This window comes from Glycomyces salinus (assembly GCF_016428645.1).
Lineage (GTDB): Bacteria > Actinomycetota > Actinomycetes > Mycobacteriales > Micromonosporaceae > Glycomyces > Glycomyces salinus.
The window spans coordinates 62,711-79,555 of sequence record NZ_JAELXW010000017.1; the positions used below are offsets into that span (position 1 = coordinate 62,711).

13 protein-coding genes and 2 pseudogenes are annotated in these 16,845 nt (G+C 69.9%); 10 read left to right on the forward strand and 5 right to left on the reverse strand.

All coding sequences use genetic code 11. The features are described from left to right. The first annotated feature begins 73 nt into the window (after positions 1–73). The 5 genes and pseudogenes from purB to purL all read left to right on the forward strand — a co-directional run bounded on the left by purB (position 74) and on the right by purL (position 4,945). Positions 74–1,492 (forward strand): adenylosuccinate lyase, encoded by a 1,419-nt coding sequence (gene purB, locus JFB92_RS06925; RefSeq protein WP_307789043.1) that lies wholly within the window; start codon positions 74–76, stop codon positions 1,490–1,492. Between the two features lie 107 nt (positions 1,493–1,599). Continuing rightward, positions 1,600–1,749 (forward strand): annotated as a pseudogene (gene purS / locus JFB92_RS27215) (phosphoribosylformylglycinamidine synthase subunit PurS); the annotation flags it as partial. 102 nt (positions 1,750–1,851) lie between these two features. Then, positions 1,852–1,944 (forward strand): annotated as a pseudogene (locus tag JFB92_RS27220) (phosphoribosylformylglycinamidine synthase subunit PurS); the annotation flags it as partial. Next, positions 1,941–2,669, forward strand: coding sequence for a phosphoribosylformylglycinamidine synthase subunit PurQ (gene purQ / locus JFB92_RS06935; RefSeq protein ID WP_199036343.1), 729 nt, complete (start codon positions 1,941–1,943; stop codon positions 2,667–2,669). The pseudogene JFB92_RS27220 and the gene purQ, both read left to right, overlap by 4 nt. Then, the gene (gene purL / locus JFB92_RS06940; RefSeq protein ID WP_199036345.1) at positions 2,666–4,945 is read left to right on the forward strand and encodes a phosphoribosylformylglycinamidine synthase subunit PurL; all 2,280 of its coding nucleotides are present in this window, start codon (positions 2,666–2,668) and stop codon (positions 4,943–4,945) included. The genes purQ and purL overlap by 4 nt, the downstream gene beginning before the upstream one ends. Positions 4,946–5,008: 63 nt before the next feature. On the opposite strand, the gene JFB92_RS06945 is transcribed toward purL, so the two are convergent. Next, positions 5,009–5,863, reverse strand: coding sequence for an SDR family NAD(P)-dependent oxidoreductase (locus JFB92_RS06945; protein WP_199036347.1), 855 nt, complete (start codon positions 5,861–5,863; stop codon positions 5,009–5,011). 77 nt (positions 5,864–5,940) lie between these two features. On the opposite strand from JFB92_RS06945, the gene JFB92_RS06950 reads away from it, so the two are divergent. Further along, the gene (locus tag JFB92_RS06950) at positions 5,941–6,357 is read left to right on the forward strand and encodes a MarR family winged helix-turn-helix transcriptional regulator (protein ID WP_233162554.1); all 417 of its coding nucleotides are present in this window, start codon (positions 5,941–5,943) and stop codon (positions 6,355–6,357) included. A gap of 29 nt (positions 6,358–6,386) precedes the next feature. On the opposite strand, the gene JFB92_RS06955 is transcribed toward JFB92_RS06950, so the two are convergent. Further along, positions 6,387–6,773, reverse strand: a complete 387-nt coding sequence (locus JFB92_RS06955) for a sterol carrier family protein (protein WP_199036351.1) — start codon at positions 6,771–6,773, stop codon at positions 6,387–6,389. Between the two features lie 171 nt (positions 6,774–6,944). On the opposite strand from JFB92_RS06955, the gene JFB92_RS06960 reads away from it, so the two are divergent. The 3 genes from JFB92_RS06960 to purM all read left to right on the forward strand — a co-directional run bounded on the left by JFB92_RS06960 (position 6,945) and on the right by purM (position 11,710). Then, complete coding sequence (locus tag JFB92_RS06960; RefSeq protein ID WP_199036359.1) at positions 6,945–8,951, forward strand: carboxypeptidase-like regulatory domain-containing protein; 2,007 nt, start codon at positions 6,945–6,947, stop codon at positions 8,949–8,951. A 171-nt stretch (positions 8,952–9,122) separates the two neighbouring features. Continuing rightward, positions 9,123–10,628, forward strand: coding sequence for an amidophosphoribosyltransferase (gene purF, locus JFB92_RS06965; protein WP_199036361.1), 1,506 nt, complete (start codon positions 9,123–9,125; stop codon positions 10,626–10,628). Then, the gene (gene purM / locus JFB92_RS06970; RefSeq protein WP_199036363.1) at positions 10,625–11,710 is read left to right on the forward strand and encodes a phosphoribosylformylglycinamidine cyclo-ligase; all 1,086 of its coding nucleotides are present in this window, start codon (positions 10,625–10,627) and stop codon (positions 11,708–11,710) included. Before purF ends, purM begins: the two co-directional genes overlap by 4 nt. Here the strand turns inward: purM and JFB92_RS06975 are convergent. The 3 genes from JFB92_RS06975 to JFB92_RS06985 all read right to left on the reverse strand — a co-directional run bounded on the left by JFB92_RS06975 (position 11,682) and on the right by JFB92_RS06985 (position 16,021). Continuing rightward, the gene (locus JFB92_RS06975) at positions 11,682–12,737 is read right to left on the reverse strand and encodes a phosphatase PAP2 family protein (RefSeq protein WP_199036365.1); all 1,056 of its coding nucleotides are present in this window, start codon (positions 12,735–12,737) and stop codon (positions 11,682–11,684) included. The two genes, purM and JFB92_RS06975, sit on opposite strands and share 29 nt — an antisense overlap. 241 nt (positions 12,738–12,978) lie before the next feature. Continuing rightward, positions 12,979–14,466: an Hsp70 family protein gene (locus JFB92_RS06980; protein WP_199036367.1), complete on the reverse strand. Its 1,488-nt coding sequence runs from the start codon at positions 14,464–14,466 to the stop codon at positions 12,979–12,981. A gap of 1,138 nt (positions 14,467–15,604) precedes the next feature. Beyond that, positions 15,605–16,021 (reverse strand): hypothetical protein, encoded by a 417-nt coding sequence (locus JFB92_RS06985; RefSeq protein ID WP_199036369.1) that lies wholly within the window; start codon positions 16,019–16,021, stop codon positions 15,605–15,607. A 404-nt stretch (positions 16,022–16,425) separates the two neighbouring features. Here JFB92_RS06985 and JFB92_RS26070 point away from each other — a divergent pair, with 404 nt between their 5' ends. Next, positions 16,426–16,701 (forward strand): response regulator transcription factor, encoded by a 276-nt coding sequence (locus JFB92_RS26070; RefSeq protein WP_199036371.1) that lies wholly within the window; start codon positions 16,426–16,428, stop codon positions 16,699–16,701. Positions 16,702–16,845 lie beyond the last annotated feature (144 nt).

Consider the following 16,845-nt stretch of genomic DNA (forward strand, 5'->3'; position numbering starts at 1 on the left):
CTGCACACGGGCCGGTTAACAGGCGCGCCGACGCACATGTCACACCGTGGGAACCGAGTGCGATCATGGGCGCGTGACTCCGAATGTGCTCGCCGAGCGGTACGCCTCCGGTCAAATGCGCGACATCTGGGACCCCGTCGGCAAGGTCAAGGCCGAGCGGCGCCTGTGGCTGGCCGTGCTCCGGGCCCAGCACGAGCTGGGCGTGACCGTCCCCGACGGCGTCATCGCCGACTACGAACGGGTCCTCGACACGGTCGATCTCGACTCGATAGCCGCCCGCGAGCGCGTCACCAAGCACGACGTCAAGGCCCGCATCGAGGAGTTCTCCGACCTGGCCGGGCACCAGCACGTGCACAAGGGCATGACCAGCCGGGACCTGACCGAGAACGTCGAGCAGATGCAGGTGCGGCAGTCCCTGGAGCTGGTCCGCGACCGGACCGTGGCCGTCCTGGTGCGCCTGGCCGCCCGCGCCGAGCAGTACCGGGACCTGGTCATGGCCGGACGCAGCCACAACGTGCCCGCCCAGGCCACCACCCTGGGCAAGCGCTTCGCGTACTGGGCCGAGGAGCTCCTGGCCGCCTACGAGCGGATCGAGGACCTGCTGGCCCGCTACCCGCTGCGCGGCGTCAAGGGCCCGGTCGGCACCGCCCAGGACATGCTCGACCTCTTCGGCGGCGACACCGCGAAGCTCGCCGAGCTGGAGCGCCGCGTCGCCTCCCACCTGGGGTTCGAGCGGGTCATGGACTCGGTCGGTCAGGTCTACCCGCGCTCGCTGGACTACGAGGTCGGCTCCGCGCTCGTGCAGGCGGTGGCCGCCCCGTCGAGCGCGGCGGTCACGATCCGCCTCATGGCCGGGGCGGAACTGGCCACCGAGGGCTTCGTCGAGGGCCAGGTCGGTTCCTCGGCGATGCCGCACAAGATGAACACGCGCTCGTCCGAGCGCGTGGGCGGCCTGGCCGTGGTCGCCCGCGGCTACGCGGCGATGCTCGGCGAGCTGGCCGGGGACCAGTGGAACGAGGGCGATGTGTCCTGTTCCGTGGTGCGCCGGGTGGCCCTGCCCGACCTGTTCTTCGCCGTCGACGGCCTCTATGAGACGTTTCTCACCATCCTCGACAATTTCGGGGCCTACCCGGCGGTCGTCGCGGCCGAGCTCGACCGGTACCTGCCGTTCCTGACCTCGACGAAGATCCTCATGGAGGCGGTGCGCCGGGGCGCCGGGCGCGAGGACGCGCACGAGGCGATCAAGGAGCACGCCGTCGCCGTCGCCCGCGCCATGCGCGAATCCGGGCAGCGGGAGAACGACCTGTTCGCGCGCCTGGCCGCCGACGACCGGCTGCCGCTCGACTGTGAGGAGCTGTCGTCCCTGGTAGCCGATACGAGTGAATTCGTTGGGGCCGCTGGAGATCAGGTCGACCGGGTCGCCGAGCGGGTGGCCGCCGCGGCGAAAGCCCACCCTGAGGCGGCCGCCTACGGGCCCGCCGACATCCTCTGATCGGCTGTGACGCGGCTCCCGACGCGCTGTCCGTCGTGCTGGCCCTGGTCAGACCCGCTCAATATGCTGGAAGTTGTCCCGTCCAAGTGACCGACAGGAGTGCGACCGTGGCCCGTGTAGTGGTCGACGTGATGCTGAAGTCCGAGATCCTCGACCCGCAGGGCGAGGCCGTGCTCGGGGCGCTGCCGCGCCTCGGCGTCAACAACGTGAAGTCGGTGCGGATCGGCAAGCGAGTCGAGCTCGAATTCGACGACGAAGGAGTCGAATCTGAGCATGGTGACGACGAAGGAGTCGAATCTGCGAGCAGTGACGACGCAGGAGCCGAGACCGAGCGCACCGACGGCGCCGCCCGGAACGTCCGAGAACAGGCGCAGATCATCGCCGACAAGCTCCTGGCCAACCCCGTGATCGAGAACTTCGAGATCTCGGTGCCCGGCGAGGACGCCGCATGAGCCACCCGCCGACGCCGCCCGCGCAGGCGGGCCCGCCGTCCGACCGCGCCCGCATCGGCATCGTCACCTTCCCCGGCTCGCTCGACGACCGCGACGCCGCCCGCGCCGTCCGGCTCGGCGGCGCAGAGCCGGTGCCGCTGTGGCACGACGACGCGATGCTCCGCAGCGTCGACGCCGTGTTCCTGCCCGGCGGCTTCTCCTACGGCGACTACCTGCGCTGCGGCGCCATCGCACGTTTCAGCGAGGTCATGGGCCTGGTCCGCGAGGCCGCCGACCGCGGCATGCCGGTCATCGGCGTCTGCAACGGCTTCCAGGTCCTGTGCGAGTCGCACCTGCTGCCGGGGGCGCTGGTCCGCAACGCCCACCTGCGCTACCGCAACCGCCCGGCCCGCCTGCGCGTGGAGACCGACAAGACCGCCTGGACCGCCGCCTACGGCGCCGGCGCCGAAGTGGTCTTCCCCGCCAAGCACGGCGAGGGCCGCTTCGTCGCCGACGAGGCCACACTCGACCGCATCGAGGCCGGCGGCCAGGTCGTCTTCCGCTACCTCGACAACCCCAACGGCGCGATGCGCGACATCGCCGGCGTCTCCAACGAGGCCGGCAACGTCGTCGGCCTCATGCCCCACCCCGAGCACGCCGTCGAGGCGCTCACCGGCCCGTCCACCGACGGGCTCGGCGTGGTCGCCTCGGTTCTCTCCTATCTGAGACAGGGAGCCGCGCGATGACCGCACAGCTCAACGTCGTCGTCGACACCGTCGGCGTGGCCGAGGCCACGCCCGACGAGAAGCAGCCTTGGGCCGAACTGGGCCTCAAGGAGGACGAGTACGACCGCATCCGCGAACTGCTGGGCCGCCGGCCCACCCAGTCCGAACTGGCCATGTACTCGATCATGTGGTCCGAGCACTGCTCGTACAAGTCCAGCCGGGTCCACCTGCGGCAGTTCTCCCAGAAGAACCCGAAGACCCCGCGCCTGCTGGCCGGGATCGGCGAGAACGCCGGCGTGATCGCCATCGACGAGAACATCGCGGTCACTTTCAAGGTCGAATCGCACAACCACCCGTCCTATGTCGAGCCCAAGCAGGGCGCGGCCACCGGCGTCGGCGGCATCATCCGCGACATCATCGCCATGGGCGCCCGCCCGATCGCGGTCATGGACTCCCTGCGCTTCGGCGACATCGACCATCCCGACACCGCCCGGGTCCTGCCTGGCGTGGTCGACGGCGTCGGCCACTACGGCAACTGCGTGGGACTGCCCAACATCGGCGGCGAGACCGTCTTCGACCCCTGCTACCAGGGCAACCCGCTGGTCAACGCGCTCAGCGTCGGCGTGATGCCGCGCTCGCGCCTCCAGTCGATGGAGGCGTCCGGCGTCGGCAACGTGGTGATCCTGCTGGGCGCCAAGACCGGCCGCGACGGCATCGGCGGCGTCTCGGTGCTGGCCAGTGCCACCTTCTCCGAGGACGGCGACGAGGACTCGCGACCCAGCGTCCAGGTCGGCGACCCGTTCGAGGAGAAGCTGCTCATCGAATGCTGCCTGGAGCTGTTCGACTCCGGGCTCGTCGTCGGCGTCCAGGACCTCGGCGGCGCCGGGCTCACCTGCGCGCTCTCGGAGACCGCGGCCGCCGGCGACGGCGGCATGCACGTCGACCTCGAACTGGTGCCGCTGCGCGCGGCGGGCATGGAGCCGCACGACATCCTCGCCTCGGAGTCGCAGGAGCGGATGCTCCTGATCGTCGACCCGGCGAACGTGGAGAACGTGCTGGCCCGCGCCCACCGCTGGGGCCTGCTGGCCACGGCCATCGGCACCGTCACCGACACCGGCCGCCTGGTGGTCGACTACCACGGGCAGTCCGTGGTCGACGTCCCGCCGGCGAGCCTGGCCGACGAGGGCCCGGTCTACGAGCGCCCGATCGCAGAACCGAACGACCTGGCGCTGATCGCGGTCGACCGGGCCGAGACCCTGTCGCGGCCCTCGACCGACGCCGAGATCCGCCAGACCGTCCTGGACATGGCCGCCAGCCCGAACCTGTGCGACAAGACCTGGGTCACCGAGCAGTATGACTCCTCGGTGTTCGGCAACACCGTCCTCGGCGCCCCGCACGACGCGGGGGTCGTGCGGCTCGACGAGCGCACCGGCGTGGGCATCGCGATCTCCCTGGACGGCAACGGCCGCTTCGCGCGGCTCGACCCGTACACCGGCGCGCAGCTCTCGCTGGCCGAGGCTTACCGGAACGTGGCGACGACCGGCGCGACGCCGATCGCCGTCACCGACTGCCTCAACTTCGGCTCCCCCGAGGACCCGAACGTGATGTGGCAGTTCGAGCGGGCCGTGACCGGCATCGCCGACGGCTGCCAGCAGTTGGGCATCCCGGTGACGGGCGGGAACGTGTCCTTCTACAACCAGACCGGCCGCGAGGCGATCCACCCGACCCCGGTCATCGGGGTCCTGGGTGTGATCGAGGACGTGAACCGGCGGGTGCCGCTGGGGCTGGGGAGCACCGGCGACACGATCGCGCTCATCGGGGAGACCCGCGAGGAGCTCTCGGGCTCGGAGTGGGCGTGGGTGACGCACCGCCACCTCGGCGGCGTCCCCCCGAAGGTCGACCTGGGCCACGAGATGAAGCTGGCCGAACTGCTCGGCCGCCTGGCCGAGCACGAGCAGCTGGCCGCCGCGCACGACCTGTCCGAGGGCGGGCTGGCGCAGGCGCTGGTCGAGGGCATCATGCATTCGGGGCTGGGCGCGCAGATCCTGCTGCCGGAGGGCGCCGACCCGTTCACGTACCTGTTCAGCGAGTCGACCGGGCGCGTGCTCGTGGTGATCCCGCGCGGCCAGGAGCTGGCCGTGCGCGGCGCGTGCGAGCAGCGCGGTCTGCCGATCACGCCGCTGGGCGTGACCGACGCCTCGACCGACGGCCTGCACCTGCGCGACCACTTCGACATCCCGCGCGTCGAACTCGAGGCGGCCTGGAAGGGCGGCATCGGGGCCGCGGTGGGCGCATAGGAATCAGCGACGGCAGAGCCCGCCCCGGCGATAGCCGGGGCGGGCTCTGCCGTACCCCCGGGCTCAGGCGGCCCGAGGCATGTAAGGAGCGATCAGGTCCGCCGAGAGGGTCTCGAGCTGTGCTCGGGCCCGCGGGTCATAAGCCTGCTCGTGGGCGCGAGCCGGTCGGAACCGGTCGAAGTACTGTCCGGTCACCTCTTTCAGCTCGGGGTCGCCGATCAGCCGGAGCGTCGGTCGGGCGCCTTCGTCGGTGTCGGTCAAGGGGGTGAAGCCGCTTTCCTGCACGATCGCGGTGTCCATCAGATGGGCGGGATGCACGGCGTTCACGGTGATCCCCAGCGGCGCGAGTTCCTTAGACAAGTCCATGGTGGACATGATCATGGAGAGTTTGCTCTGGCAGTAGGCGCGCACGCCTTCGTATTCGCGTTGCAGCATCGGATCGGTGAAGTCGATAGGGGCTTGGCCGATGGAGGCCACGTTCACCACTCGGGAGGGCGCGCTGTCCGCCAGCAGGCCGGCGAGCGATCGCGCCAGCAGCAGCGGCGCCAGGTGATTGACGGCGAATCGCAGCTCGTGGCCCTGCGCGCTGAGCTCCCTGCGCGAGGTGTCCGAGCCGCCGCCGACGACGGCGTTGTTGACCAGGACGTCGAGTCGGGGCTCGTGCTCCGCGATCGCGTCCGCCATCGTCCGCACCTGGCCGAGGTCGCTGAGGTCGGCCAGGTAGCGGTGGATCTCGACTCCCGGGTGCTCTCCTTCGAGCCGGCGGGCGACGGCGTCGAGCAGTTCGGCGTCGCGCCCGTGCAGGAGGAGGACGGCTCCGGCGGCAGCGAGGTGTTCGGCCAGCCGGAGCCCGAGACCGCGGGTAGCGCCTGTGATGAGGACATGGCTGCCCCGCATGGGAAGGAGAAAATCGCTCATATGCGCCATGTTATCAAAGTCCTTATAACAATAAAGACTTGTATAATTGAGCGGAGCTGTATGGTCGTCTCGTGAGCATGCCCGTCGATCAGCGGCTCGGCCTCGACATCAAGCGAGCCGAGCAGCGTCTCATGTCGGCCAAGTCCAACGCGCTGCGCGAGCTCGGCTTGAGCGTCGCCGCATACGCCGCGCTGCTCGCGATCGACCGGACGCCCGGAATCTCCGCCGCGGGACTCGCCCGCGCCTGCCTGGTCACCCCGCAGGCGATCAATTCGGTGCTGAAGACGTTGACCGAACGCGGACTGGTCGAGCGCGCACCGCACCCGTGGCTGCGCCACGCCACCGAGACCACATTGACCGACCAAGGGCGGACGGTCCTCGCAGAAGCGGACCGGCGGGCGGTGGCCGTGGAACGCCGCTTGTCCGAGGCGTTCACGCCCGACGAGCGCGAGACACTGCGCCGCCTGCTCGCCAAAGCCGCGGATGCGCTCTGACGCCGCTGATTGCCAGGTCGGTGCCCGTATCACCGACGTCGGCGATGAGCGCGACGTCCGACGAAGGGTAAAGAGAGGTCTTCGACGACCGGCAGGTGGTCGCTCAGATCGGCCCGCTGCCCGGAGGCCGTGACCTTCCCGGCCGCGACCGCCTCGGCGAAGCCGGTCCTTCCGCAGGCCAGTTCGATGAACACGACCGGTTGACATTCGACGACGTTCGGCGGAGTCCCGCGGCGGTGCCTCGGACCCTCGACGCACTGGACCGCCCCGAACGGGGGCACCCGCACCTCCACCGAGTGACCAGGGGCTTTCTCGGCGAGCACCTTGAGAAGTTCTCGCACCGCCGATTTCAGGGTCTCCCGATCGGGCTGTTCACCGTTGTCCAGAGCCGAAATGGCGTCGGCCACAGCGTCCATGGAGTTCCCTTCCGCCAGGTTAGACTGCGCAGGACGGCGCCGCTCGCCCGAAGGGCGCCGCCGTGCTCAACCCGCGTCCTGTAACCGAAACGAGACAAGGCATAGTGGCGACGACGAACCGCGTCAGCGATCCGTCGTGCTCAAGAAGGGCATGCCCAGGAGGGGATGTACATGACCACCGGAGCCGATCCGAGCCGGACCCAGACTAGCGTCTCCAGGTCCCGGCACGGACTAAGGGGTCGCCTGCGCACGCGCCTGGCACTCCTCGCCGCGCTCGTCGGCGTCGCGCTCGGCGCCTTCACCCTCCCGGCAGCCGCCCAGGCCCAGGACGGCAAGGTGCTCGCCTGGATGTCCAGCGGCCAGAATCCCTTCATCGACATCGGTGGCTCCGCGGCCATGGTCACCATCACGGTCCAGCCCAACTTCCAGGTGGGGGATGGCCCCAGGCAGGCCACCATCACCGCGTCTCTCGAGGGCTTGGACGGCTACGTCGGAGTCGACACCGACGGCGGGCAGTGCACCAAGAACAGCCCGAATCAGGTCACGTGCTCCAACATCACCGCGCAGGAAGGGCAACGCACGATTCAGTTCACGCTCGCCCCCGCGGTCGAGTCGGATCTGCCCGAAGGCGAGACCAAGACCGGGAAGCTCAAGCTCCAATACGGAGGCGACGCCAAGGGCAAGGAGGAGACCGACGTCAAGGTCGCCGGGCACGCCCAGGCCGGGGTCTCCTCGATCACCGGCAAGGTCACCTCCAACGCCGATCCGGTCCCCGACGCCAAGGTCGTCCTCAACGACGGCGACGGCACCGACCACGAGACCAGCACCAACGACGGCGGCGAGTTCTCCTTTCCCGCCGGGGGCGAGACCATCGCGCCCGGGGAGATGACCCTCACCATCTCCAAGGACGGATACGAGGACGAGAGCGTCGAATTCGAGGTCCCCGCGGGCGGCACGAACAACCGCAATCTGACCCTCACCGAGGTCGAGGAAGACGAACCGGTGGAGGAGACCACCGCGGTCGAGGAGACCACGGAGGCCGCGACCGAGGAAGCGACTCCGGCCGCCGCCGAAGACGAGGGCGGCATCTCCGGCACCCTGCTGGTCCTGATCATCGTCGGCGCGCTGCTGGTCATCGGCGGCATCATCGGCATCGTGCTCCTGCTGCGCGGCGGCAAGGACGACAAGGACGACGACGACGGCGAGGGCTTCCCCACCGACGCCCCGCCCGAGCATTCCCCCACCGCGGCGCAGGTCGGCAGCCCCGGCGTCTACCAGGCCGGGCCCAGCCCCGCCGGCGACGCGCCCACCATGGTCCACAACGGTCCGCTGGTCTCCGACAACGAGGTCGGCGCCTACGGCGCCCCGACCGCGTTCGGCCCCGCCTACGGCGCCGGCGCCGGCAGCGACTCCACCCAGGTCATGCCGCAGGCGGGCGCCCAGCAGCCCCCGCCGCCCCCGGCCGCGCCGCCCGCCGTCGGCCCCGACGGCACCCAGCTCCTGCCCACGGTCAAGAACACCGGCGGCCCCGGAGCCCCCGGCGCTCCCAGCGGCCCCGGCGGAGCCGACGCCACCCAGGTGATGCCGCAGGCCAACCTCGGCTCCCCGCCGCCCGCCTCGGCCCCGCCGAGCGCCTTCGGCGACCCCGCGGCCACCCGGCCCCACCCGTCGCCGACACCGTCCCCGACGCCGCCGCCCAGCACCGGACCGCGGCCCTCGCCGAGCCCGTCACCCGGCTCGGCGCCGCGCCCGTCGATGTTCGAGCCGCCCTCGCAGCCCAGCGCCCCGCCGCCGGGCTCGCGCGACCCGTACGCGCCGCAGCAGCAGCCCTCCCAGCCGCCGATGCCCCCGCAGCCTTCGCCGCAGCGGCCCCCGCAGCCGGGCACCGGCTCGTTCGGCGCCCCCGGCAGCCGCGACCCGTACGCGCCGCCGCCGGAGCCCAGCGCCCCGCCGACCGGCCCGTACACCCCGGCCCCGACCCAGGCGGTCCCGCAGTCCGGCCCCGGATTCGGTGCCGACCGGCAGCCCTCGCCGTACGCCCCCGACGGGCCCGACCATAACCAGTGGCCCGGCCGCGACGACGCCGCCGACCAGGGAACCGGTCCCGACCAGTCGTACCGCCCCGACGAGGAGCGACGCGGCTGGGGCGAATGGGACGACCGTCCGCGCTCGTGGTGAGCGGGGACGCACAACCGCCCGATCGTGAGGGTGGAGTTTCCCGTCGGTTCGGATAAACTGTGACGAGGCATCTCTCTTGCCGATTTCGGCATCGCCTGCCGATCTCACGCCGCGCAAGTGCCGGCGAGGGGGCTGCGAGCCGTGAACTTTTTCAGCGACCGAGGAGTTGCAGTGGCCCGAGGTGACGGCCTACTCACCACGGAACTCGATCCCGACCAGCCCGGACCTCGCGATGCCTGCGGCGTCGTCGGGATTTGGGCTCCCGGGGAAGAGGTCTCGAAACTCACCTACTTCGGGCTGTACGCGTTGCAGCACCGCGGTCAGGAAGCCGCCGGGATCGCCGCCTCAGACGGCTCCCGGACCGTCGTCTACAAGGATCTCGGCCTGGTCGCCCAGGTCTTCGACGAGTCCACCCTCGCCCCCCTGCAGGGGCACCTGGCCATCGGCCACGCCCGCTACTCCACCACCGGGGCCCCCACCTGGGAGAACTCCCAGCCGACCATCCGCTCGACCGAAGCGGGCACGGCGATCTCCCTGGCCCACAACGGGAACCTGGTGAACACCGCCGACCTGCTCGAAGAGATCGACCGCCTCGGCGTCGACATGGACGGCACCACCTCCGACACGCACCTGATCACCGCGCTGCTGGCGGCCCGGCCCGACGAGTCGGTGGCCGCCGCCGCGGAGCGGGTCCTGCCGAAGCTGCGCGGCGCGTTCTGCCTGGTGTTCATGGACGAGAACTCCCTGTACGCCGCGCGCGACCCGCAGGGCGTCCACCCGCTCGTGCTCGGGCGGCTCGCCAGCGGCTGGGCCGTGGCCAGCGAGACGGCCGCGCTCGACACCATCGGCGCGCACTTCGTACGCGAGGTCGAGCCCGGCGAGATGATCACCGTCGACGAGCACGGGCTGCGCTCGACCCGCTTCGCCCCGCCCGAGCCGAAGGGCTGCCTGTTCGAGTACGTCTACCTGGCCCGCCCCGACTCGAAGCTGGCCGGGCGCGGTGTCTACGCCACCCGCGTCGAGGTCGGCCGCACCCTCGCGGGGGAGCACCCGGTCGACGCCGACCTGGTCATCGGCGTCCCCGAGTCGGGCATCCCGGCCGCGATCGGCTACGCCGAGGCCTCCGGCATCCCCTACGGGCAGGGCTTCACCAAGAACTCCTACGTCGGCCGCACCTTCATCCAGCCCTCGCAGTCGCTGCGGCAGCTCGGCATCCGCCTCAAGCTCAACCCGCTGGTCGACCAGATCAAGGGCAAGCGATTGGTCGTCGTCGACGACACGATCGTGCGCGGCAACACGCAGCGGGCGCTGGTCCGGATGCTGCGCGAGGCCGGGGCCGTCGAGGTCCACATCCGCATCTCGGCCCCGCCGGTCAAGTGGCCCTGCTTCTACGGCATCGACTTCGCCACCCGCGCCGAGCTGATCGCCGGTAGCCTCGACGTGGACGGCATCCGCTCCCAGATCGGCGCCGACACGCTCGGCTACGTCTCCCAGGAAGGTCTGGTCCGGGCCACCGAGCAGCCCGCGTCCAGGCTCTGCATGGCCTGCTTCGACGGCCAGTACCCCATCGAACTGCCCGCGGCCGACCTGATCGGCAAGCACCTGCTCGAACCGAACCGGCGAGCAGCGCAACCCACCGAAGCGAGCACGCAAGTGCGGGAAGGGACCAACGCGTGAGCAGCGGAACCACCACCCACCAGCAGACCGTCTCCTACGCCTCGTCCGGCGTCGACATCGCCGCCGGGGACAAGGCGGTCGAGGCACTCAAACCCTCGATCCGCAAGACCACTCGGCCCGAGGTCGTCGGCGGCATCGGCGGATTCGCCGGGCTGTTCGCCCTCGACACCGAGAAGTACAAGAAACCGCTGCTGGCCTCCTCCACCGACGGGGTCGGCACGAAACTGGTCGTCGCTCAGCGGCTCGGCATCCACGACACGGTCGGCATCGACCTGGTCGCCATGGTCGTCGACGACCTGGTGGTCTGCGGTGCCGAACCGCTGTTCCTGCTGGACTACATCGCGACCGGTCAGGTGGTGCCCGAGAAGATCGCCGACATCGGCGCCGGCATCGCCGACGGGTGCCGCTACGCCGGCTGCTCGCTCATCGGCGGCGAGATCGCCGAGCACCCCGGGGTCATGAAGGCCGACGACTACGACATCTCCGCGACCGGCGTCGGCGTGGTCGAGGCCGACGCGGTGCTCGGGCCCGAGCGCGTCAAGCCCGGCGACGTGGCGATCGCCATGCGCGCCTCCGGGATCCACTCGAACGGCTTCTCGCTGGTGCGCCACGCCCTGTTCGGGTCCGGGGCCGGGACCGAGCTGGACACGGTCGTGCCCGAGTTCGGCACGCAGCGCACCCTCGGCGAGGAGCTGCTGACCCCCACCCACATCTACGCCAAGCTCTGCCTGGAGCTGTCGAAGGAGTGCGACGTGCACGCCTTCGCGCACATCACCGGCGGCGGCATCGCCGGGAACCTGGTGCGCTCGGTCCCCGAGAGCCTCTCAGTCCGTGTCGACCGGTCCACCTGGACGCCGAACCCGGTGTTCGACTACGTGCAGCGCACCGGCGGGATCAGTGACGAGGAGATGGAGCGGACCTTCAACATGGGGATCGGCATGGTCGCCATCGTCGCCCCCGACCAGGTCGACCGCTCCCTGGCGGTCCTGACCGCCCGCCACGTCGAGGCGTGGACCATCGGCGAGGTCACCGAGGGCGACGACGGCGTGAAGCTCACTGGGAGCTATCGGACTGCTGGCTAGGGATCTCGGCCGCTTCCTCTTCCTCCTCGCGCCGCCTGGCCTCGCGCCGGCTCAGCAGCAGCCATCCCAGGCCGGTGGCCACCACCAGCACCGCTGAAACCAGCGCCAGGTTGAGCGGCAGCAGCGGCGTGCCCATCACCCACAGGATGAGCAGCGTCGAGATCAGGATGGTCTTGCGCGTGGCCGGCTCGAAGACCTTCAGCGGCCCCAGTGGTATCTCATGCCAGGCCACGCGTTGGGCGCTGCGGATGATCAACAGCCCCAGGATGATTCCGGCCGGCTCGTCGGAGAACCAGTGCTGCCCCAGGTAGAACACCTGGGCGCTGAACACGGCGATCGGCGGCACCCATATGAGCCCCCAACGCAGGGTCTTGGGGATGAGGCCGCCGATGAGCATGACGATCAGGCCGAACAGCAGCACCGAGTTGACCGCGTGCCCCGAAGGGAAGGCCGTGGCCTCGTTGATGTTGCCGCCCCCGCCCTCGGGGAAGTAGGTGAACAGCAGCGCGCCGTCGGGGGAGACGTCCCGCAGCTGGAACGGATGCAGCGACAGCGGGCGGCCGAGGACGTACTTCATGCCCAGGATCGCGGCCAGGGTGATGAAGGAGAGCACGTACATCAGCAGCGGCCGGATGCTGCGCGATCGCAGGGAGCACCAGACGGCGAAGCCGAGCGTCACAGGGGCGACGACGCGGGCCTGGCCGAACTGGGCGAGGGATTCGGCGACCGGGCGCAGGCTCTCGATGCGGTAGTCGATGGCCCACATGCGTACCGCCCAGTCGAACTGGATCAGCGGCGAGGGCCAGGTCAGGAGCGCGGCCATGGCCAGGAACGAGGTGAACAGCCACAGGTCGGGCCACCATGACTTCGGCCGTTTCCCGTAGGGCTCCCAATCGAACCAACCGACGGGGATGTAACGGCGCAGCGGTCTGACGAGCTGGTCGACGACAGCGTCGTCGGGCACGGTCACACCGCGGTCCCGGATGCCAGCGCTCCGGCGCGTGGTCGTGGATCGTTCGGATGGCATACCTGGATAGTCGCTTGCGAAGTTGAATTCTGATGGCGTCACACCCGAACTGGACCAAATTTGTTATCAGGTCGGTATATATGATGTGGTTTGGGACGCAGGAGCGAAGCGACCGGATGATGCCGTGCGACACCGGTCACCATCTCAGATCACACATCCACCCCATTTGTCGCTGCGGCATCAGGAAACCCAGAAGCGTCAAAGTGGCCTGTCGCGGTGCCGGGAGCGCGGGTCGGTGGGTTCAGCACCCGTCCTTGCCGACGTAGACGTAGGTGAGCGAGATCGGTTCGTCGAGCGGGCGTTCCCGACCGCCCTGCGGGGACTGCTGAGTGACCTCGCAGTCGCTGTACTCATTGCCGGTCCGCCTGTAACCGTCGTCAGGGATGTCGTCGAACCCGGCCTCGATCAGAGTGCCCCTGGCCTCGGAGAGCGTCAGGCCGACGACGTCGGGGACGGTCCCGGTGGACGTCTCCTGGCCGTCCGGGTCGGTGGTGGTCGGGGCCGCGGAGGAATCCTCGGACCCGTCCGGAGTGGGCTCGGTGTCGTCGCCAGGTCCGGGGTCCGGTTCGGGTGTGGGGCCGGGCGCCTCCTCGCCGGTGTTCTCACCCGTATCCGAGGGCTCGGGGTCCGTGGGCTGCAGGGAGGGCCGGTCGTCGTCCTCTGCCGTGGCTTCACCGCCGCCCGCGCCGCCCGCGCCGCCCGCGTCCACCGGTGGATCGGTGAGCAGTTGGTAGGCGGTGACCGTCCCGGCGGCGACGAGCGCGGCTGCCAGGACCAGCACCAGTGCCAGGACGGGGCGCCTCGAGCGCTTCCGCGGGCGCTTCCGCGCGGCGACCGGCGCGGCGGCCAGCGGGAGCTGGACCGGGCCGTCGGCCGCGGCCAGTGCGGCGCCTTCGGCGGCGGCCAGGTCCGGCATCTCGGGGACGAACGGGTCGATCCCGAGGCGCTCCCGGAGCGTCTGAATGACAAGCGGTGTGCGGCTGGCGCCGCCGATCAGCAGGAGTTCGGCGCGGTGGGAGGGCCCGACGTTGGCCGTATCCAGGGTCCGCTCGGCCAGGTCGGCGGTCTGGGCGACCGTTTCGGCGATGACGGAATCGAGTTCGGCGCGGGTGATCGTCAGCTCCCGGCCCGGGATGTCGATGGTGGTGGTCGGGGAGGTGGTCAGCCGTTCGCGGGCGACGCGGATCCGGTCGAGCAGGGCTGCGCGTTCGCTGTTGGGCCCGAAGGCGTCGATGCGGAGCCAGAACGCCGGTGAGGTGCTCCGGTGCCAGTCGGCGAGGTATTCGAGCAGGATCTCGTCGAAGCGGCGTCCGCCGACGCCGTCGGCGTCGGCCGCGGCGTGGATCTCGTACTCGTCGCCGTCGGTGCTGACGATCCCGACGTTGCAGGATTCGGCGCCGAGGTTGTAGACGATCAGCGGGGTGTCGGGGTCGAGCTCCCGCTCTCCGATCTCGGTGTAGTAGCGGGCGGCCGCCTCGGGTTCGGGCACGAGCCAGACTCGGTCGAACCCGGCGCGGGCGGCCGCCTCGATGTGGTCGGCGCGCTGGTCATCGTCCCAGGACGCGGGCACCACCAGGGCCGCCGAGAAGGTGCCTCCGGCGGTGAGCTGGTCGGGCACGGGGTCGACGATGTTGGCCGCGGACCTGTCGCCGCTGCGGCGGACCATGACTGTAGTCGTGGACGACCCCAGGTCGATGCCCACCGCGGTGGAGGGGGGTGCGGACTGCATGACGCAAGTCTATGGCCCGCTAGACGTTCGTCACACCCGCGCCAGCCTTCGTGTTCTCGACTCACGTGGAGGGAGCGGGATCATGAGGTAGGCAGACCCGTCGGGACGGACATGAAAGCCCGGGTCATGCGGGTGCCGCTGCGGCCGGACGGATGTGGACGGTGCCGGTGGCGATTGTGGAGCCGGTGGTGGCGAAGATGGCGGAGGTGACGGGCGTGATGGGGGTGGCGGGATCGGAGGCGAGTCGGGTTCGGGCGGTGCGGGTTCGGGTTCGTCGCCGGGCCCGACGGCCCCGAAGTAGGTGGTCCAGGCGAGCCCGGACGCGAACGAGGTCAGGAGCAGGTAGGCCAGGCTGAGCAGGAGAGTGACGCGGCGGCGGACGGTGCCGTTGCGCCGGACCGTGGCGGTTCGGGTGCTCCGATCGGGAAGACTCATCGGGTCCTGCGGAGGGGCCGAGTGTGTGGCCGGAGCCGAAGGCGGATGCGGAACCGGGGCCGGACGGGGTACCGGGGCCGGGGCCCGAGCCGGTGTCGGATTCGGGGCCGGGGCCGAGGTCCCGATCTTCGTAGGTGTGGTCGTGCCCGGCACCTCGGGGTACGGGCTGAGCCGCTCGGCACGGATGCGTCGAAGCTTGGCGCGGAAGGCGTCCGGGTCCTTGGGCGGCAGGTGCCAGGGTTCGAACGGGGAGGTCGGGCGGGGTTTCCCAGACTCGGCGGGGAGCGCCCAAGCGGGCGTCCCGGAGACAGGACGGGCGGCAGTCCAGTCGACGGGACGGGTGTTTTGGTCTAGAGGTTCGGACCGATTTTGTCGTAGAGTGACACCAACCACGGGAGGTTTCCTTCCTGGTTTAGGGTGGCGGGTCGCCTCTAGGTCGCCAAACTCAAGAGGGCGGCCCGCCGTGAACTATTCGGTTCGAAAGCGAAGATTCGCGCACTGCGCGTACTTAAACGCTGACACAACATCCACGCCAGAATCAAGCGCGACACGCCCATGCGTACGAAACCGTCTAGAAAAGACGAACGACCCTCGCTCGGCGAGGGTCGTTCTTGTTGTGCTGGGACGGGATCCGAGCAAACTACGAGGGCCGGACCCGATCGGGTCCGGCCCTCGTCGAATCAGAACCTTGAAGTCGGAGTGGTTATCCGATCAGGCCGTTGGAGTCGTCGATCTGCTGGACATCGTCCAGGTTGCACTTGGCGGAGTTGCCGAGGATGCCGGTGCCGTAGCCGCCGATGCCGCCCATGGCGTCGACGCAGCGGGCGTCGACGTGGACCAGCGGGGCGCCGTAGGAGGCGACCAGGCTCGACTGCTTGTCGTGGAACATGGCGTCGCCGTAGGTCGAGCCGAAGTCGCCCGCGGCGTTTCCGGCCTCGGCCGTGCCCCACTCGAGGCCCGCATCGGAAGCGGTCGAGCTGAGGATCAGGCCGGCGTCCTGGGCCACCGAGCCCAGAGCGTTCTCGGTCTGGTCCTGCTCGGCGGCGAGCGCGGGAGCGGCAATGGCCGCGGCGGCAGCGGTGCCGGCCAGCGCGGACGCGACGATGCGCGAAACCTTCATATGTATCTACCTTTCATCCGTGGGGCGTCTTTTGTGTCATTAACGAATAATAGGTAGATAAGGTTATGTATCAGACCAAGATTTTCTGTCAAGCCGAGGGAGAATCCGGGAAAGCAAGGGAATGCGCGGGCGTCCGGATAACAGAACGGCCCCCGCTTCGCGGGGGCCGTGATCGGTTCGGGCGGGTCGTTCTCAGGCGCTGTGACCCTCGTGGGTCAAGCGCCGAGGCGGCGACCGGGATCGCCCGCTGCGGGGACACCGAATGAAGACTCGGGCGGATTTCGCTCGGATTCGCGCTCCCACGCTGAGTAGTCGAAAGTGCTAGCATCAGTCCGAAAGGTATGATTCCCTCCCCTTTTCTTCCACCGATCTGTGAGGAACCGGCAAACCCAAAGGACCGACCTGTGGACGACACTCCTGCCGACGGCAACCCTGAACCCCTTGTCACCGAGCGTCAGCGCGAGATCCTGATCCTGATGGCCCAGGGCATGGGGTACAAGGAGATCGCCCAGCACATGTACTTGTCGACGAGAACGGTTGAACGGCACGCCGCCCGGGCCGCCAGAGCCCTCGGGGCGCCGAGCCATGTGTCCCTCGGCGCCGTCGCGTATGAGATGGGCCTGCTGCGCCCGGAGCACCTTACGAACGACGAGACCCGAAATGACATACGGGGCAACTGATGACGGTATCCCGCCAGATGGTGTCGGGATCCCGACGACTCTGCCTGTGGCCCTTGCCTCTCCGAGGGCCCAGACTCCATGATCGAATCGCCGGCGTCCATACGCCGGACGAGAGCGCCTGGCGCGAGAATCGTTGCACCGACT

Coding starts and splice junctions, on each gene's coding strand:
- purQ (WP_199036343.1), top strand. CDS start 1,941: ATGAGCCACCCGCCGACGCCGCCCGCGCAGGCGGGCCCGCCGTCCGAC.
- purL (WP_199036345.1), top strand. CDS start 2,666: ATGACCGCACAGCTCAACGTCGTCGTCGACACCGTCGGCGTGGCCGAG.
- JFB92_RS06945 (WP_199036347.1), bottom strand. CDS start 5,863: ATGAGCGATTTTCTCCTTCCCATGCGGGGCAGCCATGTCCTCATCACA.
- JFB92_RS06950 (WP_233162554.1), top strand. CDS start 5,941: ATGCCCGTCGATCAGCGGCTCGGCCTCGACATCAAGCGAGCCGAGCAG.
- JFB92_RS06955 (WP_199036351.1), bottom strand. CDS start 6,773: ATGGACGCTGTGGCCGACGCCATTTCGGCTCTGGACAACGGTGAACAG.
- JFB92_RS06960 (WP_199036359.1), top strand. CDS start 6,945: ATGACCACCGGAGCCGATCCGAGCCGGACCCAGACTAGCGTCTCCAGG.
- JFB92_RS06975 (WP_199036365.1), bottom strand. CDS start 12,737: ATGCCATCCGAACGATCCACGACCACGCGCCGGAGCGCTGGCATCCGG.
- JFB92_RS06980 (WP_199036367.1), bottom strand. CDS start 14,466: ATGCAGTCCGCACCCCCCTCCACCGCGGTGGGCATCGACCTGGGGTCG.
- JFB92_RS06985 (WP_199036369.1), bottom strand. CDS start 16,021: ATGAAGGTTTCGCGCATCGTCGCGTCCGCGCTGGCCGGCACCGCTGCC.